We start from the raw sequence: 24,458 nt of genomic DNA, 5'->3' as shown, positions 1-24,458 counted from the left end.
GCTCCTGCCCCAACACAGCAACAGCCATGCCACCATTAATAATCAATGGGTTACCAATAAACGACAGCGAATCCGCCAGGAGAACGGCTGGATTTCGGCCCCAGCTTGGCGCATCCCGCGCCAGCTTGGTGCGCCAAAGAAAAACCGCCTCGGCTTGGGGCGCGAGGCGGTTTCCGGTGGAGCGGCGGGGAGTACCTAAGAAGGAAAACCCCCGCTCACTTCACCCGCTGCAGGTGGGGACGGCCGCTGGGCGGTGCGGCCGGCGGCTCCGGCGGGGTCTCGTCGCCGGCATCCGCCACCACTTCGCCCTCGCCTTCACCTTCTTCATCCACCTCGAAGGCCATGCCGGCCCCGTTTTCACGGGCGTAGATGGCCACCACATTGCCCACCGGCACCGACAGATCCCGGGCCACACCGCCGAAACGGGCGGCAAAGCTGATCAGCTCGTTGCTCATGTTGAGGTGGGAAGTGGCGTCGCCGCTGATGTTGAGGACGATCTGGCCGTCCCGCACGTACTCGCGGGGCACCAGGGTCCGGTCATCCACGGCCACTGCGATGTAGGGGGTAAAGCCGTTGTCCACGCACCATTCGTAAATGGCGCGGATCAGGTAGGGCTTGGTGGAGGGCAGTTGCATGACAGTCTTCCGCTGAATGGCGCCGACCGGTCCGGCCGACGCACCGGCACCGCAGGCGCCGGCCTGGAGAAAAGACGGGGACACCGTGGCGGCGCCCCCGTCAGTTCGTTACTTGCGCATCACCTTTTCGGAAGGCGTCAGGGCATCGATGAAGCCCTGGCGGCTGAAGATGCGCTCGGCGTACTTCATCAGCGGCGCGGCAGTCTTCGGCAGGTCGATGCCGTAGTGGTCCAGGCGCCACAGCAGGGGGGCGATGGCCACGTCGAGCATGGAGAACTCGTCGCCCAGCATGAACTTCTGCTTGGCGAACATGGGAGCCAGCTCGGTCAGGCGGTTGCGGATTTCGGTCCGCGCCTTGTCGGCGGTCTTGGCGTTCTTTTCCAGGGGCTCGATGTAGGCAAAGATTTCCCGTTCCATGGTGGACAGCAGCTGGCGCGCCCGGGCCCGCATGATGGGGTCGGCCGGCATGAGCTGGGGATGGGGGAAACGCTCATCGATGTATTCGTTGATGATGTTGGGTTCGTACAGGATCAACTCGCGCTCGACCAGCACCGGCACCCGGTTGTACGGGTTGATGACGGCGATGTCTTCGGGCTTGTTGAAGAGGTCCACATCGATCACCTGGAAGTCCATGCCCTTTTCGAACAGGACGATGCGGCAGCGGTGGCTGAAGGGATCGGTGGTGCCGGAGTAGAGGTTCATCATGACTCGTTACCTCAAAAAGGAATCGGCACCGCCGCCGGGAAAAGCCCCGATCGGCGATGCCGTAGCCTGAATGTCAGGCGGGTTAGTGCACGTCTTTCCAGTACTCGCGCTTGAGAGCGTAAGCAACGACGAAGAGCACGCCGAGGAACAGCAGGACGGCAATGCCCAGCTGCTTGCGCAGACCGGAAACGGGTTCACCGATGTACACCAGGAAACCGACCAGGTCAGCGATTTGCTTGTCGTACTCGGCGGCGGACAGCTTGCCGGGTACGGCCAGTTCCAGCTTGTGGGTCTCGTGGTTCAGCACTTGCTGACCCTGCAGTTCCCACAGGATGTGCGGCATGCCGACGTTCTCGAACACCACGTTGTTCCAGCCGGTGGGACGCTTGTCGTCACGGTAGAAGGAACGCAGGTAGGTGTAGAGCCAGTCGGCGCCGGGACCGGCTTCGGAAGCGCGGGCACGGGCGATCAGGGTCAGGTCGGGCGGGGTGGCGCCGAACCATTGCTTGGCTTCGTCCGGACGGATGGCGACGCGCATGGGCTCGCCCACCTTGTCGGCGGTGAACAGCAGGCTGTCCTTGATCTGCTGCTCGGTCAGACCGATGCCGGTCAGCCGGTTGTAGCGCATGAAGGAGGCGCCGTGGCAGTTCAGGCAGTAGTTCACGAACAGCTTGGCGCCGTTTTGCAGGGCCGCGTTGTCGCCGGAAACGTCCGGAGCCTTGTCCAGATGCACGGCGGCGCCGCTGGCCAGCGCCATCAGGGGCGCGAAGAGCAATGCAGTAAGCAGTTTTTTCATGTCGCTCTCGTCCTTATTTCATGGTCACACGCTCGGGTTCCGGCGTGTACTTGTCCACCTTGGAATACCACGGCATCAGCAGGAAGAAGCCGAAGTAGATCAGGGAGCAAACCTGGGAGACCTTCTCGCCCCAGTAGGAGGGCGGCTGGGTACCGAGGTAGCCCAGGATCACGAAGCAGATCACGAACAGGGTCAGGAAGGTCTTGTAGATCGGACCGCGGTAGCGGATGGACTTGACCGGGCTGCGATCCAGCCAGGGCAGGAAGGCGAAGATCACCACGGAAGCGCCCATGGCCACCACACCCCAGAACTTGGCATCCAGGCCCAGGATCGGCCACACCATGGCGCGCAGGATGGAGTAGAAGGGGGTGAAGTACCACACCGGAGCGATGTGGGGCGGGGTCTTCAGGGGATCGGCCGGAATGAAGTTGTTGTATTCCAGGAAGTAGCCGCCGCCTTCGGGTGCGAAGAACACCACGCAGGAGAAGACCATCAGGAAGACCACGACGCCGACGATGTCCTTGACGGTGTAGTAGGGATGGAAGGGAATGCCGTCCAGGGGATGGCCGTTCTCGTCCTTCAGCTTCTTGATCTCGACGCCGTCGGGGTTGTTGGAGCCGACTTCGTGCAGGGCCAGGATGTGGGCGGCGACGAGGCCGATCAGCACCAGGGGCATGGCGATCACGTGGAAGGAGAAGAAGCGGTTCAGGGTTGCATCGCCCACCACGAAGTCACCGCGCAGCCAGACGGACAGGTCCGGTCCGATCAGGGGAATGGCGGAGAACAGGTTCACGATCACCTGGGCGCCCCAGAAGGACATCTGGCCCCAGGGCAGCAGGTAGCCGAAGAAGGCTTCGCCCATCAGGCACAGGAAGATGCCGACGCCGAACAGCCAGATCAGCTCGCGGGGCTTGCGGTAGGAACCGTAGAGCATGCCGCGGAACATGTGCAGGAAGACGACGATGAAGAAGGCGGAAGCACCGGTGGAGTGCATGTAGCGGATCAGCCAGCCCCAGGGCACGTCGCGCATGATGTACTCGACGGAGGCGAAGGCCACGGGCACGCCGGCGGCGTTCAGGGAAGCATCCGGCTTGAAGTGCATCACCAGGAAGATGCCGGTGACGATCTGCAGCACCAGGACCAGCAAGGCCAGGGAGCCGAAGAAGTACCAGAAGTTGAAGTTCTTCGGTGCGTAGTACTCGGACAGGTGGCCCTTCCACATGGAAGTGGCGGGGAAGCGGGCATCGACCCACTCCAGCACGTTGCCGCCGATGGAACCGTCGGACTTGTACTTTTCGAAATTGGTATTGGCAGCCATTCCTTACGCCCCCTTCTTGTCTTCGCCGATCAGGATGCGGGTATCGGACAGATACATGTGCGGCGGAACTTCCAGGTTGGTCGGAGCCGGCTTGGCCTTGTAAACGCGGCCGGCAAAGTCGAAGGTGGAACCGTGGCAGGGGCACAGGAAGCCGCCCAGCCAGTCACCGGACATGCCCTCTTCGGCGCCGTGCTTGAACTTGGCGGAAGGAGAACAGCCCAGGTGGGTACAGATACCCACGGCGACCAGCACTTCGGGCTTGATGGAGCGGGTTTCGTTCTGGCAGTAGGCGGGCTGCTGCTCTTTTTCGGACTTGGGATCGGCGACGGCATCGGCCAGCTTGGGCAGGGTGTCCAGCATGTCCTTGGTGCGGTTGATGATCCACACCGGCTTGCCACGCCATTCCACGGTCATCATCTGACCCGGTTCCAGCTTGGAAATATCCACTTCCACCGGAGCGCCGGCTGCCTTGGCGCGTTCGGACGGCAGCATGCTGGCGACGAACGGCACGAGTGCCGCCACCGCCCCGGCCCCGCCCACGGCCGCGGTAGCGACGATCAGACGCCGCCTGCCGCAGTCCACTTTGTTCTCTTTGCTCATAGCGCAGATCCCTAGAACGTTGAAATTAAAATTCAGAACAGCAATTCGGTAACGCCTTCGGCGAGGCAAAAATGATCCTGGCCGAACAAAACCGGAAGATTATACTCGAATCCACCTACGGACTGGAACCGGGCCGGGAACTCAATGTCGTCAAATGCGTCGAAAGCCGCTCCAAACCTGAGCCTGGTCAAGAATCGGACCCGCCAGGGCTAGGCTTCCACGTTTTTCCGCTCCCGCATGGCCTGAGCCAGGGTGCCGGCATCCACGTACTCCAGCTCCCCACCCACCGGCACCCCCCGGGCGATCCGGGTCACCTTGATGCCCCTGCTGCGCAGCAGTTCGCTGACGTAGTGAGCGGTCGCTTCGCCTTCGTTGGTGTAATTAGTGGCCAGGATGACCTCCTGGACCTCGCCATCGCAGGCCCGGGCCAGCAGACGGTCCAGCTGCAGCTCCCGGGGACCGACACCGTCCAGCGGCGACAAGCGCCCCATGATGACGTAGTAGAGCCCGTTGTAGGCCTGGGTCTGCTCCATCATGTTCATGTCCACCGGCGTTTCGACGACGCACAGCAGGCTGGCATCCCGCTTGGTGGAGGCGCAGCGCTCGCAGATCTCGGACTCGGTGAAGGTGTTGCAGCGGCTGCAATGGCGAATGGCCTCCAGCGCATGGGACATGCCGTCTGCCAGGCGGCGGGCACCCTTGCGGTCCCGCTGCAGCAGATGGTAGGCCATGCGCTGGGCCGATTTCGGCCCGATCCCCGGCAAACAACGGAGGGCCTCGATCAGTTCTTCGAGGCTGGATGGGGTGCTCATCAGAAGGGCAGCTTGAATCCGGGGGGCAGGTTGAGGCCGGCGGTGAAGCCGGACATGCGTTCCTTGCTCAGCTCCTCGCCACGGCGAACTGCGTCATTGACGGCGGCGGCGATCAGATCTTCCAGCATTTCCTTGTCGTCCATGACCGAGGGGTCGATCGTGACACGGCGCACGTCGTGGGAACAGGTCATCAGCACCTTGACCATGCCGGCACCGGCCTGGCCTTCCACCTCGACGCGACCCAGCTCTTCCTGGGCCTTCTTCATGTTTTCCTGCATTTGCTGGGCCTGCTTCATCAGGCCGGCGATGCCGCCTTTCATCATTTTCGTGGTCCTCAACTAGATGGGTTTGATGGATGATTCAATCAGCGTGGCGTCGAAGATGTCGATCACCTCGCGCACAAAGGGATCCTGCTCGATGGCGGCGACAGCCCGGTCCTGGCGCTCCTCCCTTTCCTGCTGGAGAATCGCCGCCGGCGTCAGCGTGCTTACTTCGGCCACTTCGATCTGCAACTGCAGCGGGCGGCCACAGTATTCGCCCAAGGCCTGCTGCAGCCGATCCTGGGCCGCCTTCATGATCAGGTGGCGATGGGCCGGCGGCAAGCGCAATTGCACCACCTCCTCGCCCAGCTTCAGTAACTCGCAATGCTGGGCCAGGGCCCGCGCCATACCGGACAACTGCAAGCTGTCAAGAATCGACTGCCAGTCACCTGGAGCCTCGCTGTCAGCGGCGACAGCCTGTGCCGCCGGCATCGTCTCCGCAGGAGCGGCTACCGGCTGTACGACGGGGGCTTCTGCAGTTCGGGCCGGGACGGAAATTCGGGAAGGAGCCGCCTTAACCGCGGGAGCCTGCGCCCGCGGGGCGGCCAACGCTTTTCCCGGGGATGGGCCCTCCCCAGGCTGGCGCGGCGCAAAGGCATGCAGACGCAACAGGGTCATGACGAAACCGGCATGGGGGTCGGGGGCCATGGGTAGTTCATGGCGACCATGCACGCTGATCTGGTAGGCCAACTGCACCGTCTGGGCGTCGATGGCACCTGCCAGTGCGAGTAAGCGGCTGCGGTCCGGCGTATCCTCGGCAATGGCAGCCGGGGCCAGCTGAGCCACCTGCAGACGGGTCAGCATGGCAGCCAGATCCTGCAGGGCACTGTCGAAGGATAGGCTGCGCTCCGTCATCAGATCGGCCACACTCAGCATGGCACTGACATCGCCCTGGGCCATGGCTTCCAAGAGGGTGAACAGGTAATCCTGATCCACAGTGCCGAGCATGTCGCGCACCAGGGACTCCTCCACCTTGCCGGTGCCATGGGCAATCGCCTGGTCGAGCAGCGACAGGGCGTCACGCATACTGCCGTTGGCAGAGCGGGCCAGCAAAGCCAACGCCGGCGCCTCGAAGGGGACGGATTCAGCCTCAAGGATGTGGGAAAGATGGCCGGTGATGGCCTGGGGCGGCATCTGCTTCAGATTGAACTGCAGACAGCGGGAAAGAACCGTCACCGGAATTTTCTGGGGATCGGTGGTCGCCAGGATGAATTTGACGTGCTCGGGTGGCTCTTCCAGGGTCTTCAACATGGCGTTGAAGGCCGAATTGGAAAGCATGTGCACTTCGTCGATCACGTAGACCTTGAAGCGGCCCCGGGTAGGCGCATACACCGCATTCTCGAGCAGCTGGCGCATCTCATCGACCCGGGTATTGGTGGCCGCATCGACCTCGAGAAGATCTACAAAACGACCCGCATCGATTTCCTGGCAGGCAGAACATTGCCCGCAAGGAGTCGCCGAGATGCCGGATTCACAATTGAGGGATTTGGCCAGGATGCGGGCCAAGGTGGTCTTGCCGACACCTCGGGTGCCGGTGAAGAGATACGCGTGGTGGAGCCGCTGCTCGGTGAGAGCATGGGTCAACGCACGGACCACATGCTCCTGGCCGACCAGGGTGGAAAAGCTTCGAGGGCGCCATTTGCGCGCCAGAACCTGATAGCTCATGCCGAATAGTCTCGCACGACAGCGGCACCCGACCGCCCATGGCGGCTGCCGGAAATGAAAGTGGCGAGCCTTACCCCCGGCACTTGCAGTAAGTAGCTGTGGCTGCTTCCTTCCGGACCTGACCAGGTTCACCACCCTGCAATGCGGGGAGACCCGCCGGTGCGAATTCTAACATAGCTGATCGGCGTTTCTCGCCCACCAGCGCTTTTTTTCCGTCACTCGAACGAGCAACCAGTCATCCGCCAAATCTCGATATCACAAGCCGATATCTGGACTCGGCAAGAGCCGACGGCAGAGCATCTAAGCCGTTTTTGAGTGGGGGGAGATTTTGAAGGTACAAATAGAAACACCCCAGCCACATAGTAGCTGGGGTGTTGTAAGGGGAGCCTGGCGGTGACCTACTTTCGCACATGAAGTATGCACTATCATCGGCGCAACTCTGTTTCACGGTCCTGTTCGGGATGGGAAGGGGTGGGTCCAGAGCGCTATGGCCGCCAAGCGTAACTTGTTCGCTCGCCGTCGAGTGACGTCGAGCGCAAAATGGGAGAAGGTTAAATGTGATTGCGTTTCAAACTGAAGCGCTTTGATCTCAGAGTTATAGGATCAAGCCGCACGGGCAATTAGTATCGGTTAGCTTAACGCATTACTGCGCTTCCACACCCGACCTATCAACGTGGTGGTCTTCCACGACCCTTTAGGGGGCTCGAAGCCCCGGGGAAGTCTAATCTTGAGGCGAGTTTCCCGCTTAGATGCTTTCAGCGGTTATCTCTTCCGTACTTAGCTACCCGGCGATGCGACTGGCGTCACAACCGGTACACCAGGGGTACGTCCACTCCGGTCCTCTCGTACTAGGAGCAGCCCCCCTCAAACTTCCAGCGCCCACGGCAGATAGGGACCAAACTGTCTCACGACGTTTTAAACCCAGCTCACGTACCTCTTTAAATGGCGAACAGCCATACCCTTGGGACCGGCTACAGCCCCAGGATGAGATGAGCCGACATCGAGGTGCCAAACACCGCCGTCGATATGAACTCTTGGGCGGTATCAGCCTGTTATCCCCAGAGTACCTTTTATCCGTTGAGCGATGGCCCTTCCATACAGAACCACCGGATCACTATGACCTGCTTTCGCACCTGCTCGACTTGTGGGTCTCGCAGTCAAGCACGCTTATGCCATTGCACTATTAGCACGATGTCCGACCGTACCTAGCGTACCTTCGTACTCCTCCGTTACCTTTTGGGAGGAGACCGCCCCAGTCAAACTGCCTACCATGCACGGTCCCAGACCTGGATTCACAGGCCATGGTTAGAACCTCAAACAAACCAGGGTGGTATTTCAAGGACGACTCCACCAGAACTAGCGTCCTGGTCTCACAGTCTCCCACCTATCCTACACAGATCGGTTCAAAGTCCAATGCAAAGCTACAGTAAAGGTTCATGGGGTCTTTCCGTCTAGCCGCGGGGAGATTGCATCTTCACAAACATTTCAATTTCGCTGAGTCTCAGGAGGAGACAGTGTGGCCATCGTTACGCCATTCGTGCAGGTCGGAACTTACCCGACAAGGAATTTCGCTACCTTAGGACCGTTATAGTTACGGCCGCCGTTTACCGGGGCTTCGATCAAGAGCTTGCACCCCATCACTTAACCTTCCGGCACCGGGCAGGCGTCACACCCTATACGTCCACTTTCGTGTTTGCAGAGTGCTGTGTTTTTATTAAACAGTCGCAGCCACCATTTCACTGCAACCCCATCGAGCTTCGAGAGCAAGTCTCTACACCCTACCGGGGCGCACCTTATCCCGAAGTTACGGTGCCAATTTGCCGAGTTCCTTCTCCTGAGTTCTCTCAAGCGCCTTAGAATTCTCATCCTGCCCACCTGTGTCGGTTTGCGGTACGGTCCCAATGTAACTGAAGCTTAGAGGCTTTTCTTGGAAGCTTGGTATCAATCACTTCGCGCTCAAAGAGCGCTCGTCATCACGCCTCAGCTTAGCCCCCCGGATTTGCCTAAGGGGCACGCCTACACGCTTAAACCGGGACGTCCAACACCCGGCTGACCTAACCTTCTCCGTCCCCCCATCGCATTACATTGAGGTACAGGAATATTAACCTGTTTCCCATCGACTACGCTTTTCAGCCTCGCCTTAGGGGCCGACTCACCCTGCGCCGATGAACGTTGCGCAGGAAACCTTGGGCTTTCGGCGAGGGAGCTTTTCACTCCCTTTATCGCTACTCATGTCAGCATTCGCACTTCTGATACCTCCAGCATCCCTCACGAGACACCTTCAACGGCCTACAGAACGCTCTCCTACCATATCCAAAGGATATCCGCGATTTCGGTGCATAGTTTGAGCCCCGTTACATCTTCCGCGCAGGACGACTCGACCAGTGAGCTATTACGCTTTCTTTAAAGGATGGCTGCTTCTAAGCCAACCTCCTGGCTGTCTGAGCCTTCCCACCTCGTTTCCCACTTAACTATGTCTTTGGGACCTTAATCGGCGGTCTGGGTTGTTTCCCTCTTGACACCGGACGTTAGCACCCGATGTCTGTCTCCCAAGCTCGCACTCTACGGTATTCAGAGTTTGCTATGGCGAAGTAAGTCGCGATGACCCCTTCAACCATTACAGTGCTTTACCCCCGTAGGTGATACTTGAGGCACTACCTAAATAGTTTTCGGAGAGAACCAGCTATTTCCGGATTTGTTTAGCCTTTCACCCCTATCCACAGCTCATCCCCTAACTTTTCAACGTTAGTGGGTTCGGACCTCCAGTGCGTGTTACCGCACCTTCATCCTGGCCATGGATAGATCATCCGGTTTCGGGTCTACGCCATGCTACTTAACGCCCTTATCAGACTCGGTTTCCCTACGCCTTCCCTACTCGGTTAAGCTCGCAACATAACGTAAGTCGCTGACCCATTATACAAAAGGTACGCAGTCACCCCACGAAGGGGCTCCCACTGTTTGTATGCATGCGGTTTCAGGATCTATTTCACTCCCCTCCCGGGGTTCTTTTCGCCTTTCCCTCACGGTACTGGTTCACTATCGGTCGATTACGAGTATTTAGCCTTGGAGGATGGTCCCCCCATATTCAGACAGGGTTTCACGTGCCCCGCCCTACTTGTCGCAAACTTAGTACCACGATCCTGTTTTCGCGTACGGGGCTATCACCCACTACGGCGACACTTTCCAGAGTCTTCCGCTAACAGATTCGCTATCACTTGCAGGCTATTCCCATTTCGCTCGCCACTACTTTGGGAATCTCGGTTGATTTCTTTTCCTCCGGCTACTTAGATGTTTCAGTTCACCGGGTTCGCCTCCACTGACCTATGTATTCAGTCAGGGATACTCCTTGCGGAGTGGGTTTCCCCATTCGGACATCTCTGGATCAAAGCTTCGTTGCCAGCTCCCCAGAGCTTTTCGCAGGCTTGCACGTCCTTCATCGCCTGTAATCGCCAAGGCATCCACCACATGCACTTAGTCGCTTGATCCTATAACTTTGAGGCCTCTTCCGAGGCAGTTATAAGCAACTCAGTTTGTGTTTGTATCGCGCTAGCTGTAACGCGATACGATGCAATCACAATGTATATCTGGCTTGGTTTCGGCTCCAGATATACAACCTTCTCCATTTTGTTAAAGAGCAAACAGCATTGACCAAGAGGTCAGACCTAAGCATCTGTGCTTACGTATGAGCTCTTGCAGACAACCCAAGGGGTTGGTGGAGGCAGACGGGATCGAACCGACGACATCCAGCTTGCAAAGCTGGCGCTCTCCCAACTGAGCTATGCCCCCGCCTGATGAAGCGTTGGTGGGTCAGGTAGGAATCGAACCTACGACCCCCGCCTTATCAAGACGGTGCTCTAACCGACTGAGCTACTGACCCAAACTTCTCTTATCGAAGGGTCAGTAGAGGACCCGGAGTCAGTACGCCTGCGCGCTACTCCTGCTCCTGGCCTTTCCCTCATGCTGTTACTTGAACAACCGATAGGTTGTAGATGCTTGGAGGATGCTTTTCTCTAGAAAGGAGGTGATCCAGCCGCACCTTCCGATACGGCTACCTTGTTACGACTTCACCCCAGTCATGAATCCTACCGTGGTAATCGCCCTCCTTACGGTTAGGCTAACTACTTCTGGTAGAACCCACTCCCATGGTGTGACGGGCGGTGTGTACAAGACCCGGGAACGTATTCACCGCGACATGCTGATCCGCGATTACTAGCGATTCCGACTTCACGCAGTCGAGTTGCAGACTGCGATCCGGACTACGATCGGCTTTCTGGGATTGGCTCCACCTCGCGGCTTGGCAACCCTCTGTACCGACCATTGTATGACGTGTGAAGCCCTACCCATAAGGGCCATGAGGACTTGACGTCATCCCCACCTTCCTCCGGTTTGTCACCGGCAGTCTCATTAAAGTGCCCAACTGAATGATGGCAATTAATGACAAGGGTTGCGCTCGTTGCGGGACTTAACCCAACATCTCACGACACGAGCTGACGACAGCCATGCAGCACCTGTGTCCAGGCTCCCTTTCGGGCACCAATCCATCTCTGGAAAGTTCCTGGCATGTCAAGGGTAGGTAAGGTTTTTCGCGTTGCATCGAATTAATCCACATCATCCACCGCTTGTGCGGGTCCCCGTCAATTCCTTTGAGTTTTAACCTTGCGGCCGTACTCCCCAGGCGGTCAACTTCACGCGTTAGCTGCGGTACTAAAAGGTTTAACCCTTCCAACACCTAGTTGACATCGTTTAGGGCGTGGACTACCAGGGTATCTAATCCTGTTTGCTCCCCACGCTTTCGTGCATGAGCGTCAGTACTAACCCAGGGGGCTGCCTTCGCCATCGGTATTCCTCCACATCTCTACGCATTTCACTGCTACACGTGGAATTCTACCCCCCTCTGCCGTACTCTAGCCTCGCAGTCACAAACGCAGTTCCCAGGTTGAGCCCGGGGATTTCACGTCTGTCTTACGAAACCGCCTGCGCACGCTTTACGCCCAGTAATTCCGATTAACGCTCGCACCCTACGTATTACCGCGGCTGCTGGCACGTAGTTAGCCGGTGCTTCTTATGCGGGTACCGTCATCAACAACGGATATTAGCCGTTGCCATTTCTTCCCCGCCGAAAGAGCTTTACAACCCGAAGGCCTTCTTCACTCACGCGGCATGGCTGGATCAGGGTTGCCCCCATTGTCCAAAATTCCCCACTGCTGCCTCCCGTAGGAGTCTGGGCCGTGTCTCAGTCCCAGTGTGGCAGATCATCCTCTCAGACCTGCTACGGATCGTCGCCTTGGTGAGCTTTTACCTCACCAACTAGCTAATCCGACATCGGCCGCTCCAAGAGCGCGAGGTCTTGCGATCCCCCGCTTTCCTGCTCACAGAATATGCGGTATTAGCGTAACTTTCGCTACGTTATCCCCCACTCCTGGGTACGTTCCGATGTATTACTCACCCGTTCGCCACTCGCCACCAGGAGCAAGCTCCCGTGCTGCCGTTCGACTTGCATGTGTAAGGCATGCCGCCAGCGTTCAATCTGAGCCAGGATCAAACTCTTCAGTTTAATCTCTGCTTAAAACTCGCTTGACGGATATATTCAAGTTTCCTTGACTACATCTTTGTGCAAGCGCTTGATTCATTTGTCCGACCTAAGCCGGAACACCCAACCAAGCACCTACACCTATCGGTTGTCCTATTTTTTAAAGAGCTGGTTGCGGGGGCAGGATTTGAACCTACGACCTTCGGGTTATGAGCCCGACGAGCTGCCAGACTGCTCCACCCCGCGTCCGTCAGAGAAGCGAGATATTATCGCTTTCTCTACACCTCGTCAACCCCTGCCGGTTTGTTTCTTGCTTTGCTTTCGCTTGGCTGCACCGGCTGGTGCGTCGAGGGAGGCGAACTATAGCCTAGTCGGAGAGCCACCGCAAGAGGGAATCCCACTGTTCGTGATCTCGCTTGAACTTTGCGCGGGGAGGGTCAAAGACGGAAAGCCCTGCCGCAGCTACGTTTACGTAGTTCTGGGTGTTGCGCAGATAACTAACAATGGGAATATCGAAATGACGCAAAAACTCTTCCAGCATCACTGCCGCACGGGTTCTGGGATCCACCCGCATGGCGACAATGCCCAGCATCTGCCGCCGACCGCGGGTTTCCTGGCGCAATGAAATGAGGAAATCCTCCGTTGCCGCCATATCAAATATGGAAGGCACCACCGGAACGATAACCTTATCGACACGACGCAGGTAGTCGGAAAGCTTATAGCCCTGCAGGCCGGCCGGGGCGTCCAGCACCACCTGATCCACATCCTGGGGCGGATTGAACATCACCTGATTACCCGCAAAGTATCCGGTCACCGGTGCCATCTCCGGATCGCGGAAGGCCATCCAGCGCAGGGAGGATTGCTGGCGATCCAAATCGCACAAGGTAACCTTGTTGCCCTGGTTGGCGAAATAGCCGGCCAGATTTGTCGCCAAGGTTGTCTTGCCACACCCCCCCTTCGGATTGGCCACCAGAATTGCTTGCATACCCACCCCTTTCTCACTCGATAAAAGCCGAACTGGCATTTGGGCCACGACGGTCTCGGATGATTATATGCGAAGGTACTGACAGCGGCGGCTCCCCGATTGGGCGCACACGGATGTAATATGGCGACCGGGTTTGCTACTTAAGTCATATATGGAAAAGCCAAAAACCAAGGACCGCCAGGGAATTCAATCCATCGAAGTGGGGGGCAAGTTATTGCAGGCGCTGGCTGCCAATGGCCGCGCCATGATGCTACGGGACCTGGCCAAAGCTGCCGGCATGCCCGCCGCCAAGGCCCACCGCTACCTGGTCAGCCTCATTCGCATGGGCCTGGTCGAGCAGGACCAGACCAGCGGCCGCTATGACCTGGGCAGTTTCTCCCTGGAACTGGGCTTGGCCGCCATGGGCCGGCTGGATCCGGTTCGCCTCGCCACCCCGATACTGGAAGATCTCTGCGAGCGCCTGGGCGAAACCGTTGCCCTGGCCGTATGGGGGAATCATGGTGCCACGGTGGTCCGCCTGCTGGAGGCCGGCGGACCGATCACCGTTGCGTTGCGCGCCGGTACCGTCCTGCCGCTGGCCAGTTCGGCCACGGGTCGGGCGTTTGCCGCCTTTTTCCGTTCCCCCTACCTGCGCCAGCTGCTGGAAGTCGAAATCAAGGCGAACGCGGAAGCGAACGGCACCACCCTGGCAGCTGCGCGCCGGGAAATGGACGGCCTGCTGTCGGAAATCCGCAACCAGGGCATTGCCCGGGCCAGTGGCAGCTACTCTCCGGGCATCAACGGTTTCAGTGCGCCGGTGTTCAATCAGACGGGCACCATGGTGGCGGCGATCACTTCCCTGGGGCCGATCGGCAACTTTGCCAGCGACTGGGACAGCAACATTGCCGCCGCCATCCGGCAAGCCGCCCAGGATTTATCGCACCGGCTGGGTTATCACGAACCGGGCCCGGCCTGAACAGGCAAACAGGGAAAAGAGAGAGGGATGGTGGGGTACCGGGATAAAACACGAATACGTAGTAATTTGTTTAATATTATTTTTTACACTTAACACATACTACTGATACCCCCAAACATACCCCCACCCGCCTGCTGCTTTTTGATTGAACAGCAGTTCACTCCGATGCCAACTTACAGGCTCCATCCACATTCTTACACCAATACATACTGCCCGAATCGTCAAGCGGTTGGCTGATACGTTGCCACCATCAATCGGCTACAGGCCAGAGGCAAAAGCAAATTGCCACCGTATCTGGTGATCGGCCAGCACACGATCCGGAATGACCTGGCTGTCGTTGAGGACTGGCTGACACTTCGACAGCATGGCGGGAGATAGTGCCATGGTGATTCCGGCGCCGGCCTGAGCAGCGATTGATGACGAAGACAGGCACAAACAAATCAGCCAATATTCACAGAGCTCAATGACCTAAAGGCCTTCAGGAAGTACTTGGCTGGGATGGTCTGCTTGAGGTCGGCACCGTTCAGGCAAGCCTCCATATTGGCGAACAGAATGATCTCATGGCCAAAGTAGCCCCCACCCTTCCCTGGTTGTGCCTGTATTTGATTCGCCATGACGTGGCTGTCGTTGAAGCCTGACTAGCTGCGCGGCAAGGACTACCCCTTGAACGCGTTGAGAATCCCCGCCCCTGGCCTGCCAAAAACTCCGCAAAAAAGCTATTTGGTAAGCGGGTGCTGCCCGCCACTCCGGCCAGATGATGATTTTGCCGCTTACCGCCGGGGGTAAGCGGCTTCTTCATTTCTCACATCAGCGCTATGCAACCAACGCAAAACGCAGTACATTCGCAGGTCACCAAACCTAGGACTACGTCATGAGGCGTCCCAAGGACAAAACCCTGTCCATCCGCACGTCGGCGGACATTAAGCAACTGCTGCGCATGGCTGCTGAAAAAGAGCACCGATCCATCGCATCGATGATGGAAGTGCTTATCCTGAACTACGCGCAAGAGCATGGTTTAAAGGCGGACGTACAGTCCACCGAAAATAAGAAGGGATGCGATGGAGCTCATTGACAACATCAGTCGCCTCCTTGGCGACGACCTAAAGCAAACCCTCAAGCCAGGGGCGAAATTAAAGATCGCCGCATCCTGCTTTTCTATGTACGCCTTCGAAGCCCTCAAGGCGGAACTGGAGAAGATCGAAGAGCTCAATTTCATTTTCACGTCACCAACCTTCGTTGCCAATGAAGCCACCGACAAAATCCGTAAGGAGCGTCGGGAGTACCACATTCCCAAAGTGGACCGTGAGCGCAGCTTGTACGGCAGTGAATTTGAAATCCAGTTGCGCAACAAACTGACCCAGCGTGCGATTGCCAAGGAGTGCGCTGACTGGATGCGGCGCAAAGCCCGTTTCAAGAGCAACCGGACCAAAGCGCCCATGCAGCAATTCGCCTGCGTGCAGTCTCAGGCTAGAGACACTGGCGACACCGCCTACATGCCGCTGCACGGTTTTACGGCAGTCGATCTGGGTTATCAGCAAGGCAACGCCGTGTCGAACCTCGTCAACAAGATGAACGAACCGACCTTTGCTGCCACTTATCTCAGCTTGTTTGACCAAATCTGGAACGACCCCGAGAAGCTGGAAGATGTGACGCAGCAAATCTGCGATCACATCGCCTCTGTCTATCAGGAAAACTCGCCCGAAAGCATCTACTTCATGATGCTCTACAACATCTTCAGCGAGTTCCTGGACGACATCGACGAGGACGTTCTGCCCAATGATCGTACCGGCTACCAAGACACCCTGATCTGGCAGAAGCTATTCAACTACCAGAAGGATGCCGCCACCGGCATCATCAACAAGCTCGAAACCTACAGCGGTTGCATCCTGGCAGACAGCGTTGGCTTGGGCAAAACTTTTACTGCGCTGGCTGTGATCAAGTATTACGAGCTGCGCAACCGTTCAGTGCTGGTCCTTTGCCCGAAGAAGCTGGCGGACAACTGGCTCAACTACAACCGCAACCTCAAGACCAACATCTTCGCTAAGGATCGTTTCAACTATGACGTGCTTTGCCATACCGACCTCAGCCGCACAAGTGGTGAGTCGTTTGGTACACCGCTGAACCGCATCAATTGGGGTAACTACGACCTCGTGGTCATCGATGAATCGCACAATTTCCGCAACAACGATGCCTACAAGGACAAGGAGACGCGCTACCAGAAGCTGATGAACAAGGTCATCAGGGAAGGCGTGAAGACCAAGGTGCTGATGCTCTCGGCCACCCCGGTTAACAATCGCTTTGCCGACCTGCGTAATCAGCTGGCCTTGGCCTATGAAGGTGACTCTGAAAACCTCAGCAAGAAGCTCAAGATCAGCAAGAGCGTGGAAGAGGTTTTCCGAAGCGCACAGGCAGCATTCACCGTTTGGTCGAAATTGCCACCGGAGGAACGGACAGCCCGCGCCATTCTGGACTCGCTGGACTTTGATTTCTTCGAGCTGCTAGACAGCGTAACCATCGCACGCTCTCGCAAGCACATTCAGACCTTCTACGACACCAAGGACATCGGCCAATTCCCGGAGCGCCGCAAGCCGCTTTCCTTCCATTGCCAGTTGACCCAGCGCTCAGACGTGATGGGCTTCAACGAGATTTTCGAGCAACTGTCGTTGCTCAAGCTCTGCGTTTACACCCCAGCAGCCTACATCCTTCAAAGTCGGGTCAAGAAGTATATAGATCTCTACAACGCCCAATCGGGCGATAAGAAGGAAAACCTCAGCCTGTATGGTCGCGAGAAGGGCCTGCAAGCCCTGATGACCACGAACCTGCTCAAACGTCTGGAAAGCTCCATCGAATCGTTCCGGCTGACTTTGCGCTCCCTGCATGGCAATCACGCCAACACGCTGACGACTATCCGCCGCTTCAACGAAGGTGGCGGTGTCGCCGATGTCGCCGACCTCTCCGAAGTCCTGGAAAACCTGGACGCCGAAGACGATGATCTGTCGATGCTGAACGGCGGCGATATCGGCGGCAAGGTCAAGATCAACTTGGCCGACATGGATTTGCCCTCTTGGGAGCATGACCTGAGCGTTGATCTGGAGATCATCGATGCCCTGCTGGCCTCGATGGACAAGATCACCCCCGAGGACGACGCCAAACTACAGCATCTGAAAGCACAAGTGCTGGGCAAGATAGCCTCCCCGATCAACCCCGGCAACAAGAAGATCATCATCTTCACGGCATTCGCCGATACCGCCGATTACCTCTACGCCAACCTTGCGCCAGAGTTGCTGGCTAAGCAGCATCTCCACAGTGCCAAAGTCACAGGAACAGGCTCGCCCAAGTCCACGCTCAAGAAGAGCTACGACATTCAGGAGCTACTGACCCTGTTCTCGCCACGCTCCAAGTCGAAGGCACAAGTGCTGCCGCAAGAGCCTGCTGAGATCGACTTGCTGATCGGGACGGACTGCATATCCGAAGGCCAGAACCTTCAAGACTGCGACTACTTGATCAACTACGACATCCACTGGAATCCGGTCCGCATCATTCAGCGTTTCGGGCGTGTGGATCGTATCGGCTCGCCTAACGCCTGCATCCAGTTGGTGAACTATTGGCCCGACATCTCGCTCGACGAATACATCAACCTGAAAGAGCGTGTAGAGAGCCGGATGATGATTGCCGACGTGACTGCGACCGGCGACGACAACGTACTTTCCGCGCAGACTAACGATGTTAGCTACCGCAGGGAACAGCTGCGCCGACTGCAGGAAGAAGTAATCGAACTAGAAGACCTGAAGACCGGCGTGTCGATCACCGATCTGGGGCTCAACGACTTCCGTATGGACTTGCTCAACTACGTGAAAGCAAATGGCGAACCCAGCCACCTGCCGAACGGCATGCACGCCGTGGTGCCCGCTAACCCTGCCTTGGGTCTGGAGCCCGGGGTAATCTTTACCTTGCGCAATCGCAACCCCGAGGTCAACGTCAACCAGCACAACCGGCTGCACCCGTACTACCTCATCTACATCGGGTGCGACGGCAAGGTCATCAACGATCACACCGAAGTGAAGCGCCTGCTGGACCTCGTGCGCAGCTGCTGTAAGGGTCATACGGAGCCCATCCCGATAGCCTGCCAATCCTTCAATAAGGAAACAAGCGACGGCAGGAACATGCAAAGCTACTCTGAGCTGTTGAGTAAGGCCATTAGTTCCATGATCGAAGTGAAGGAAGAAAAGGACCTGGACAGCCTCTTCAGCGGCGGCAAGACCACGGCGCTGACCAATACGATCAGCGGCCTGGATGACTTCGAACTCATTACCTTCCTTGTGATTCAGGAGGCTGGATGAGCGTATCTCCTGCCCAGCATCCGGCGCTGATCAACTACCCGAAGCACGCCACGTTCGGGCGCGTACTGCCCAAGAACAAGATTTACGAGCACAGCGGGGCCAACACGCGCCTGAAAGACCTGTTCGCCGAACAGGTCGAGCAGATTGTGTGGCAGTACAAGCTTGCACCGGAAACCATCAACCTGCCTGCCAAGCCGGGCGTGCCGGAAGTACAAGTGTTTCGCATCGTTCTGAAAACGGGGGAGCTGTCCGTCGATGTACTGAAATGCATCGACGGTGCCGTGCAGTTCCCCATCGTCTTCGAGCTGGAGCACGAGGGAAAGATCAAGGTCGTCGCTGCCCACAAGCGCCCCAGCGAGGTGGATGCCAGCAAATGGGTACTCAGCGACTATTTTTCGACAGCATGGATACCTGCCAACAGCCAGCGAAGTGACATGCCCGTGGTACTGGACTTGGCAGGGCTATACGAGGCATTACTGCAAAGGCTGATTCCGCTGCCCCCCCGTGACAAAGAAAGCTTTTCTGCCTTGGTCGAGCGCCTGGAGGGCATGAGGGCCAAGCAGCGTGAAATCGAAAAAGTCCGCGCCAAGCTGGCGAAGGAAAAGCAATTCAATCGAAAAGTGGAAATTAATGCCACTTTGCGCCAACTGAACAACGAACTTGAGGAACTGAGCCACTGAATCCGATGGCCAGAGGAAAAGAATATGGACAAACTGAAAATGCATTCTCCCGATCTGACACAAGACAACATCGCTCGCATTCGTGATTTGTTTCCAGGCTGCGTCACCGAAGCTAAGAGCGAAGATGGCAGCGTGAAGCTGGCGGTAGATTTTGACCAGTTGCGCCAGGAACTGGCTGATTCGATTGTCGAAGGGCCGCAGGAACGCTACCACCTGAATTGGCCGGGTAAGCGCGAAGCCTTGCTCGCGGCCAACGCGCCGATTGCCAAAACTCTGCGCCCTTGCCGCGAGGAGAGCGTGAACTTCGATAGCACGAAGAATCTGTTCATTGAAGGCGACAACCTCGACGCCTTAAAGCTGCTGCAGGAAACGTATCTCGGAAAGATCAAGATGATCTATATCGATCCTCCCTACAACAAGGGTAAGGATTTTATCTATCGCGATATTTTCGAGGTCAGTAGTCAGGAGTATCTGAAAGCGTCCAACCAGGAGGATTCTCTTGGGAACAGGATGGTTACCAACAGCGATTCCGAAGGACGCTTCCATTCGCAGTGGCTCTCCATGATGCTGCCTCGTCTAAAACTTGCAAGAAATCTTCTTCGAGACGATGGCGTCATGTTCATATCGATTGATGAAAGCGAGATAGACAATCTCGAGAAGCTCTGCAAGGAGACGTTCGGTGCCAGTAATGTACTTGGGCACTTTCCTGTAGTAATGAACTTGAAAGGCAATCAGGACGCATTTGGATTCGCCGAGACCCACGAGTACTTTGTCGTCTGCATGAAGTCGAAGGATGCATGCCGCCTGTATCCGTTCAAAGTGAATGAAGAAGAGCTGCTCAAGCTATGGGAACAGGATGAATATGGCTTGTTCAAGGAAGCCGATAATCTTCGCGCGACTGGTGTCAATGCGCCCAGAAGCAAACGGCCGAATCTCTGGTATCCGATTTTTGTCGATCCCGAGACTCGCACCTATTACATCACCGAAGACGACAAGCCCCGTAGTGATTCGCATGACATCGTGTGGCCCATCAATCCGGAAGGCGAAGAACTGAGCTGGTATTGGGGCAGGAGCACCTTTAACGAGAACAAACACAATCTCGTTCTCAAGAAGACCACCAACGGCTGGCAGTTTTATAAGAAGCAACGCCCGAGCCTTGGTGATATTCCGACCAAGAAGCCGAAGTCCTTCTTCTACAAGGCAGAGTACAGCACTAGTACGGCAACCACCCAGCTGAAGGATTTAATGGGCAGCAAGGTCTTCGACGGACCCAAGCCGGTTCCGTTTGTTTCCGACCTGATTGAAATTGGGTCGGGCAATGGCGATATCGTCCTCGATTTCTTTGCGGGATCCGGCACTACTGGTCATGCAGTCATGCAAGCCGCAGCTAACTCAGGCTTGAACAGACGCTTCATCCTTGTTCAGTGGCCGGAGATGGTTGCCCCTGAATCTGTTGCAGGCTCCGCCGGCTATAGAACGATCGCCGATATCAGCAAGGGGCGCCTGCGCCGTGTAGGCCAGAAATTGCTAAGCGAACCAAACAACAAGTCCTGGAACAGGGACACCGGTTTCCGTACGCTTAAAATCAGCACCTCGAACATGGCCGACGTCTACTACATGCCCGACTCGCTGGAAATGTCGAGCCTGGACCTCTTTGTAGACAACATCAAACCCGACCGAACAGCGGACGATTTGCTGTTCCAGGTAATGCTCGACTGGGGTGTCGACCTGGCCCTGCCGATCTCGAAGGAAACCATCCAAAGCAAGGAAGTCTTCTTCGTCGACGGCAATGCACTTGTCGCCTGCTTCGATGCCCATGGCGGCATCGAAGAAGGCTTCGTCAAGGAATTGGCGAAACATCAACCACTGCGTGTGGTTTTCCGTGATGCGGGCTTCAAGGACAGTGCGGTCAAAATCAACGTCGAACAGATTTTCAAGTCGCTCTCGCCTTCCACCGAAGTGAAATGCATCTAAGGGGCGGGCGATGAAACTGAAGTTTAAGACGCAACCATACCAAACTGCTGCCGTGCAGGCAGTGGTGGATTGCTTCAAGGGACAAACACCGCAGCATGGCGGGGTTCGCTATCGGCTGGACCCCGGCGTGAAGAAGGCGGCATCGGCCAGCCCTCAGTCCGCCCTCGATCTGGAAGCAGATGCGCTCGTAGATCAGGAGGCGGCATTCCGCAACGCCGACGTAACCTTGTCCGAATCTGCCCTGCTGGACAACATCCAGCAGGTGCAGCGCTTGCAGAACCTGCCGGTATCTGCCGAACTGGTCAAGACCAAGGTGAGCAAGCTCAATCTTGATATCGAGATGGAAACCGGGACGGGCAAGACCTACTGCTACATAAAGACGATCTTCGAGCTGAACAAGCAGTATGGCTGGAGCAAGTTCATCATCGTCGTGCCCAGCATCGCCATTCGTGAAGGGGTAGCTAAGTCGCTGGAGATCACGGCAGATCACTTTCTGGAGACGTACCAAAAGAAGGCCCGCTTCTTCATCTACAACTCCAAGGCGTTGCACCATCTGGAGAGCTTTTCCTCCGATGCGGGCATCAACGTGATGGTGATCAACGTCCAGGCCTTCAATGCGACGGGCAAGGATGCCCGTCGCATCTACGAAGAGCTGGACGACTTCCAGTCGCGTAAGCCGATCGACGTGATCAGCGCCAATCGTCCTATCCTCATCCTGGACGAACCCCAGAAGATGGAAGGTGGCAAGACACTGGATTCTCTGGTCAATTTCAAGCCATTTATGGTGCTGCGCTACTCGGCCACCCACAAGACCACGCACAACAAGATCCACCGGTTGGACGCACTGGATGCCTACAACCAGAAGCTGGTGAAAAAGATCGCCGTGCGTGGCATCTCGGTCAAAGGCCTGGCGGGCACGAATGCCTATCTCTACCTGCAAAGCATCGACGTTTCCACCAAGAAGCCGCCCGAGGCGCGTGTCGAGTTCGAGCGTAAGTTCGAGAGTGGGATCATCAAGCCCGTAGTGAAGAAGCTATCCAAGGGCGACAACCTATTTGTGTTGTCGAACGAGCTGGACCAGTACCGTGGCTATGTGGTGTCCGATATCAACGCCATTACCGACACCTTGAGCTTCACCAACGGTGTCGAGTTGCAGGTAGGCGAAGCAGACGGCGATGTGAACGAAGCCGCGCTGCGCCGCATCCAGATTCGGGAAGCGATCAAAGCCCACTTCGACAAGGAGCAGGCCTTGTTCCAGCAGGGCATCAAGGTACTGACCCTGTTCTTCATCGACGAAGTCGCCAAGTACCGTGACTACAGCGCAGCCGATGAAAAGGGCGAGTACGCCCGTGTGTTCGAAGAGGAATACCAGCTCTACCTGAACGAGGTGATGGATCTGGATGAAACGCCCTACATCAAGCACCTGAAGGGTATTCCCGTCGAGAAGACCCATAGCGGCTACTTCTCGATTGATAAGAAGACGAAGAAGCTGGTGGACCCGGAGGTGGGAAAGAAAGCCACTGAGGCCGACGATGTGGACGCCTATGACTTGATCTTGAAGGACAAAGAGCGCCTGCTGTCCCTGAGCGAGCCGGTACGGTTCATCTTCTCGCATTCGGCACTGCGTGAAGGCTGGGACAACCCGAACGTGTTTGTCATCTGTGCCCTTAAGCACAGTGACAACACGATTTCCCGCCGTCAGGAAGTGGGGCGCGGTCTGCGCTTGTCGGTGAATCAGCATGGCGATCGGATCGACCACCCGTCAATTGTTCACGACATCAACGTACTGACCGTGGTGGCAAGCGAAAGCTACAAGGACTTCGTGGCCGCACTGCAAAGGGACATCAGCGAATCGCTGTCTGCACGTCCGCGTATCGCTGATAAGGCTTACTTCACCGGCAAGGTACTCAACACCATGGAAGGCCCGGTCACGGTTTCCGACGATCAGGCGACGGATATCGAGTTTTACTTGATTCAGAACGGATACGTCGATAAGAAGCGCAACATTACCGAGAAATACCATCAGGCCAAAAAGGACGGCACGCTGGAGGCGTTGCCGGACGAACTACTGCCGCATGCTGAGCAGGTTTTTCAACTGATCGACAGTGTGTTCAGCGAAAGCCAGATCATGCAGCCCGAGGATGGCCGCAAGGCGAAGAAGCTGGAGCCCAACGCCAACTTCGAGAAGCAGGAGTTCAAGGAGCTTTGGGCCAGGATAAACCGCAAGGCCGCCTACAGCGTGCAGTTTGATTCCGAGGAGCTTGTTGCCAAGGCAGTCAAAGCCCTGGATGAGCACCTGCGCGTGACGCCGTTGCAATACACTATCCAGCGCGGCGAGCAGTCTGCGCAGGTCACATACGATGGCATGAAAAACGGTGACGCCTTCGTGCTGAAAGCGACGGAGACGGAGCAAAACACCCACTCCATCCATTCCGCAGTGAAGTACGACCTCATCGGCAAACTGGCAGAAGGTACGCAGCTCACGCGGCGCACCGTGGCAGACATCCTGCGCGGCATCAACGTGGCCGTGTTTGCTCAGTTCAAGACCAACCCCGAGAGCTTCATCGCCGAAGCGGTGCGTTTGATCAACGAGCAGAAGGCGACGGTGATCATCGAGCACCTCGCCTACGACCCGGTGGCCGATCAGTTTGATCTAGATATCTTCACGGCTGGGCAGACCAAGCAGGACTTCAGCAAAGCAGGGGACAAGCTCCAGCGTCATATCTACGACTACGTGCTGACCGACTCCAACATCGAACGCGAGTTCGTCAAAGAGCTGGACACCTGCACCGATGTGGTGGTTTACGCCAAGCTGCCGCGTGGCTTCCTGATTCCTACCCCCGTTGGTGACTACAACCCGGACTGGGCCATTTCCTTCAAGGAAGGGGCCGTCAAACACGTGTACTTCGTGGCGGAGACCAAGGGCTCCATGTCGTCGATGGTTCTCAACGAGATAGAGAAAACCAAGATTCGTTGCGCCCGCAAGTTCTTCGACGAGATCAACAAGAAGTACGCGCCTGAGAACGTGAAGTACGACGTGGTGAATAGCTTCAGCAAGCTGATGGAACTCGTGAAGTAACCTTAGCTGAATTGAACGATGAAAGGGAGCGGAAATTGAGTAAACGGCTACTGATCTTGGGGGC

The 24,458-nt window shown here is 56.9% G+C and carries 15 protein-coding genes, 3 tRNA genes, 3 rRNA genes and 1 other RNA gene; 6 read left to right on the top strand and 16 right to left on the bottom strand.

From position 1 onward, the window contains the following. Positions 1-215: 215 nt before the first annotated feature. The 16 genes from AC3QLZ_RS15955 to AC3QLZ_RS15880 all read right to left on the bottom strand — a co-directional run bounded on the left by AC3QLZ_RS15955 (position 216) and on the right by AC3QLZ_RS15880 (position 13,366). Complete coding sequence (locus AC3QLZ_RS15955) at positions 216-635, bottom strand: ClpXP protease specificity-enhancing factor (protein WP_014236890.1); 420 nt, start codon at positions 633-635, stop codon at positions 216-218. Positions 636-743: 108 nt separating this feature from the next. After that, on the bottom strand, positions 744-1,340 hold the full coding sequence (locus AC3QLZ_RS15950) for a glutathione S-transferase N-terminal domain-containing protein (protein WP_014236889.1): 597 nt from the start codon (positions 1,338-1,340) through the stop codon (positions 744-746). An 82-nt stretch (positions 1,341-1,422) separates the two neighbouring features. Next, on the bottom strand, positions 1,423-2,136 hold the full coding sequence (locus tag AC3QLZ_RS15945; RefSeq protein ID WP_014236888.1) for a cytochrome c1: 714 nt from the start codon (positions 2,134-2,136) through the stop codon (positions 1,423-1,425). 13 nt (positions 2,137-2,149) lie between these two features. Beyond that, positions 2,150-3,454 carry a cytochrome b gene (locus AC3QLZ_RS15940; RefSeq protein WP_014236887.1) on the bottom strand — a complete coding sequence of 435 codons (1,305 nt, stop codon included), beginning with the start codon at positions 3,452-3,454 and terminating at the stop codon, positions 2,150-2,152. Between the two features lie 3 nt (positions 3,455-3,457). Continuing rightward, on the bottom strand, positions 3,458-4,054 hold the full coding sequence (gene petA / locus AC3QLZ_RS15935) for a ubiquinol-cytochrome c reductase iron-sulfur subunit (RefSeq protein WP_014236886.1): 597 nt from the start codon (positions 4,052-4,054) through the stop codon (positions 3,458-3,460). Positions 4,055-4,263: 209 nt separating this feature from the next. Further along, positions 4,264-4,866, bottom strand: coding sequence for a recombination mediator RecR (recR, locus tag AC3QLZ_RS15930; RefSeq protein WP_014236885.1), 603 nt, complete (start codon positions 4,864-4,866; stop codon positions 4,264-4,266). Beyond that, positions 4,866-5,189 (bottom strand): YbaB/EbfC family nucleoid-associated protein, encoded by a 324-nt coding sequence (locus AC3QLZ_RS15925; RefSeq protein ID WP_014236884.1) that lies wholly within the window; start codon positions 5,187-5,189, stop codon positions 4,866-4,868. Before AC3QLZ_RS15925 ends, recR begins: the two co-directional genes overlap by 1 nt. Positions 5,190-5,204: 15 nt before the next feature. Continuing rightward, positions 5,205-6,851 (bottom strand): DNA polymerase III subunit gamma/tau, encoded by a 1,647-nt coding sequence (gene dnaX / locus AC3QLZ_RS15920; RefSeq protein ID WP_014236883.1) that lies wholly within the window; start codon positions 6,849-6,851, stop codon positions 5,205-5,207. A gap of 59 nt (positions 6,852-6,910) precedes the next feature. Further along, positions 6,911-7,009, bottom strand: an RNA gene (gene ffs, locus AC3QLZ_RS15915) — signal recognition particle sRNA small type. Positions 7,010-7,236: 227 nt separating this feature from the next. After that, positions 7,237-7,350 (bottom strand): 5S ribosomal RNA (gene rrf, locus AC3QLZ_RS15910). Between the two features lie 100 nt (positions 7,351-7,450). After that, positions 7,451-10,336, bottom strand: a 23S ribosomal RNA gene (locus AC3QLZ_RS15905). 225 nt (positions 10,337-10,561) lie between these two features. After that, positions 10,562-10,637: transfer RNA gene (locus AC3QLZ_RS15900), tRNA-Ala, on the bottom strand. A gap of 14 nt (positions 10,638-10,651) precedes the next feature. Continuing rightward, positions 10,652-10,728: transfer RNA gene (locus AC3QLZ_RS15895), tRNA-Ile, on the bottom strand. Positions 10,729-10,865: 137 nt separating this feature from the next. After that, positions 10,866-12,405 (bottom strand): 16S ribosomal RNA (locus AC3QLZ_RS15890). The 16S, 23S and 5S rRNA genes sit together here with 3 tRNA genes alongside, the layout of an rRNA operon. 145 nt (positions 12,406-12,550) lie before the next feature. Continuing rightward, positions 12,551-12,627: transfer RNA gene (locus AC3QLZ_RS15885), tRNA-Met, on the bottom strand. Between the two features lie 121 nt (positions 12,628-12,748). Continuing rightward, positions 12,749-13,366 (bottom strand): ParA family protein, encoded by a 618-nt coding sequence (locus tag AC3QLZ_RS15880; protein ID WP_014236882.1) that lies wholly within the window; start codon positions 13,364-13,366, stop codon positions 12,749-12,751. A 151-nt stretch (positions 13,367-13,517) separates the two neighbouring features. Between AC3QLZ_RS15880 and AC3QLZ_RS15875 the strand changes: the two genes are divergently transcribed. From AC3QLZ_RS15875 to AC3QLZ_RS15850, 6 genes are all read left to right on the top strand, one after another. Next, positions 13,518-14,321, top strand: a complete 804-nt coding sequence (locus tag AC3QLZ_RS15875; RefSeq protein WP_130460201.1) for an IclR family transcriptional regulator — start codon at positions 13,518-13,520, stop codon at positions 14,319-14,321. An 871-nt stretch (positions 14,322-15,192) separates the two neighbouring features. Then, positions 15,193-15,393, top strand: coding sequence for a type II toxin-antitoxin system antitoxin (locus AC3QLZ_RS15870; protein WP_492783269.1), 201 nt, complete (start codon positions 15,193-15,195; stop codon positions 15,391-15,393). Next, positions 15,380-18,661: a helicase-related protein gene (locus tag AC3QLZ_RS15865; RefSeq protein WP_492783268.1), complete on the top strand. Its 3,282-nt coding sequence runs from the start codon at positions 15,380-15,382 to the stop codon at positions 18,659-18,661. The genes AC3QLZ_RS15870 and AC3QLZ_RS15865 overlap by 14 nt, the downstream gene beginning before the upstream one ends. Further along, positions 18,658-19,341 (top strand): DUF4391 domain-containing protein, encoded by a 684-nt coding sequence (locus AC3QLZ_RS15860; protein WP_492783267.1) that lies wholly within the window; start codon positions 18,658-18,660, stop codon positions 19,339-19,341. The genes AC3QLZ_RS15865 and AC3QLZ_RS15860 overlap by 4 nt, the downstream gene beginning before the upstream one ends. A gap of 24 nt (positions 19,342-19,365) precedes the next feature. Further along, positions 19,366-21,315, top strand: coding sequence for a site-specific DNA-methyltransferase (locus AC3QLZ_RS15855; RefSeq protein ID WP_492783266.1), 1,950 nt, complete (start codon positions 19,366-19,368; stop codon positions 21,313-21,315). 10 nt (positions 21,316-21,325) lie between these two features. Next, complete coding sequence (locus AC3QLZ_RS15850) at positions 21,326-24,394, top strand: type III restriction-modification system endonuclease (protein WP_492783265.1); 3,069 nt, start codon at positions 21,326-21,328, stop codon at positions 24,392-24,394. Positions 24,395-24,458: the final 64 nt, after the last annotated feature.

The organism is Azospira sp. MPR-LB4 (genome assembly GCF_058809525.1).
The sequence above is the reverse complement of the archived record's forward strand: the minus strand, read 5'-3'. Positions and strand labels throughout refer to the sequence as shown.

Excerpts from the sequence above, each read along its gene's own strand:
- AC3QLZ_RS15955 (WP_014236890.1), bottom strand. The coding sequence starts at position 635 with ATGCAACTGCCCTCCACCAAGCCCTACCTGATCCGCGCCATTTACGAA.
- AC3QLZ_RS15950 (WP_014236889.1), bottom strand. The coding sequence starts at position 1,340 with ATGATGAACCTCTACTCCGGCACCACCGATCCCTTCAGCCACCGCTGC.
- AC3QLZ_RS15945 (WP_014236888.1), bottom strand. The coding sequence starts at position 2,136 with ATGAAAAAACTGCTTACTGCATTGCTCTTCGCGCCCCTGATGGCGCTG.
- AC3QLZ_RS15940 (WP_014236887.1), bottom strand. The coding sequence starts at position 3,454 with ATGGCTGCCAATACCAATTTCGAAAAGTACAAGTCCGACGGTTCCATC.
- petA (WP_014236886.1), bottom strand. The coding sequence starts at position 4,054 with ATGAGCAAAGAGAACAAAGTGGACTGCGGCAGGCGGCGTCTGATCGTC.
- recR (WP_014236885.1), bottom strand. The coding sequence starts at position 4,866 with ATGAGCACCCCATCCAGCCTCGAAGAACTGATCGAGGCCCTCCGTTGT.
- AC3QLZ_RS15925 (WP_014236884.1), bottom strand. The coding sequence starts at position 5,189 with ATGATGAAAGGCGGCATCGCCGGCCTGATGAAGCAGGCCCAGCAAATG.
- dnaX (WP_014236883.1), bottom strand. The coding sequence starts at position 6,851 with ATGAGCTATCAGGTTCTGGCGCGCAAATGGCGCCCTCGAAGCTTTTCC.
- AC3QLZ_RS15880 (WP_014236882.1), bottom strand. The coding sequence starts at position 13,366 with ATGCAAGCAATTCTGGTGGCCAATCCGAAGGGGGGGTGTGGCAAGACA.
- AC3QLZ_RS15875 (WP_130460201.1), top strand. The coding sequence starts at position 13,518 with ATGGAAAAGCCAAAAACCAAGGACCGCCAGGGAATTCAATCCATCGAA.
- AC3QLZ_RS15870 (WP_492783269.1), top strand. The coding sequence starts at position 15,193 with ATGAGGCGTCCCAAGGACAAAACCCTGTCCATCCGCACGTCGGCGGAC.
- AC3QLZ_RS15865 (WP_492783268.1), top strand. The coding sequence starts at position 15,380 with ATGGAGCTCATTGACAACATCAGTCGCCTCCTTGGCGACGACCTAAAG.
- AC3QLZ_RS15860 (WP_492783267.1), top strand. The coding sequence starts at position 18,658 with ATGAGCGTATCTCCTGCCCAGCATCCGGCGCTGATCAACTACCCGAAG.
- AC3QLZ_RS15855 (WP_492783266.1), top strand. The coding sequence starts at position 19,366 with ATGGACAAACTGAAAATGCATTCTCCCGATCTGACACAAGACAACATC.
- AC3QLZ_RS15850 (WP_492783265.1), top strand. The coding sequence starts at position 21,326 with ATGAAACTGAAGTTTAAGACGCAACCATACCAAACTGCTGCCGTGCAG.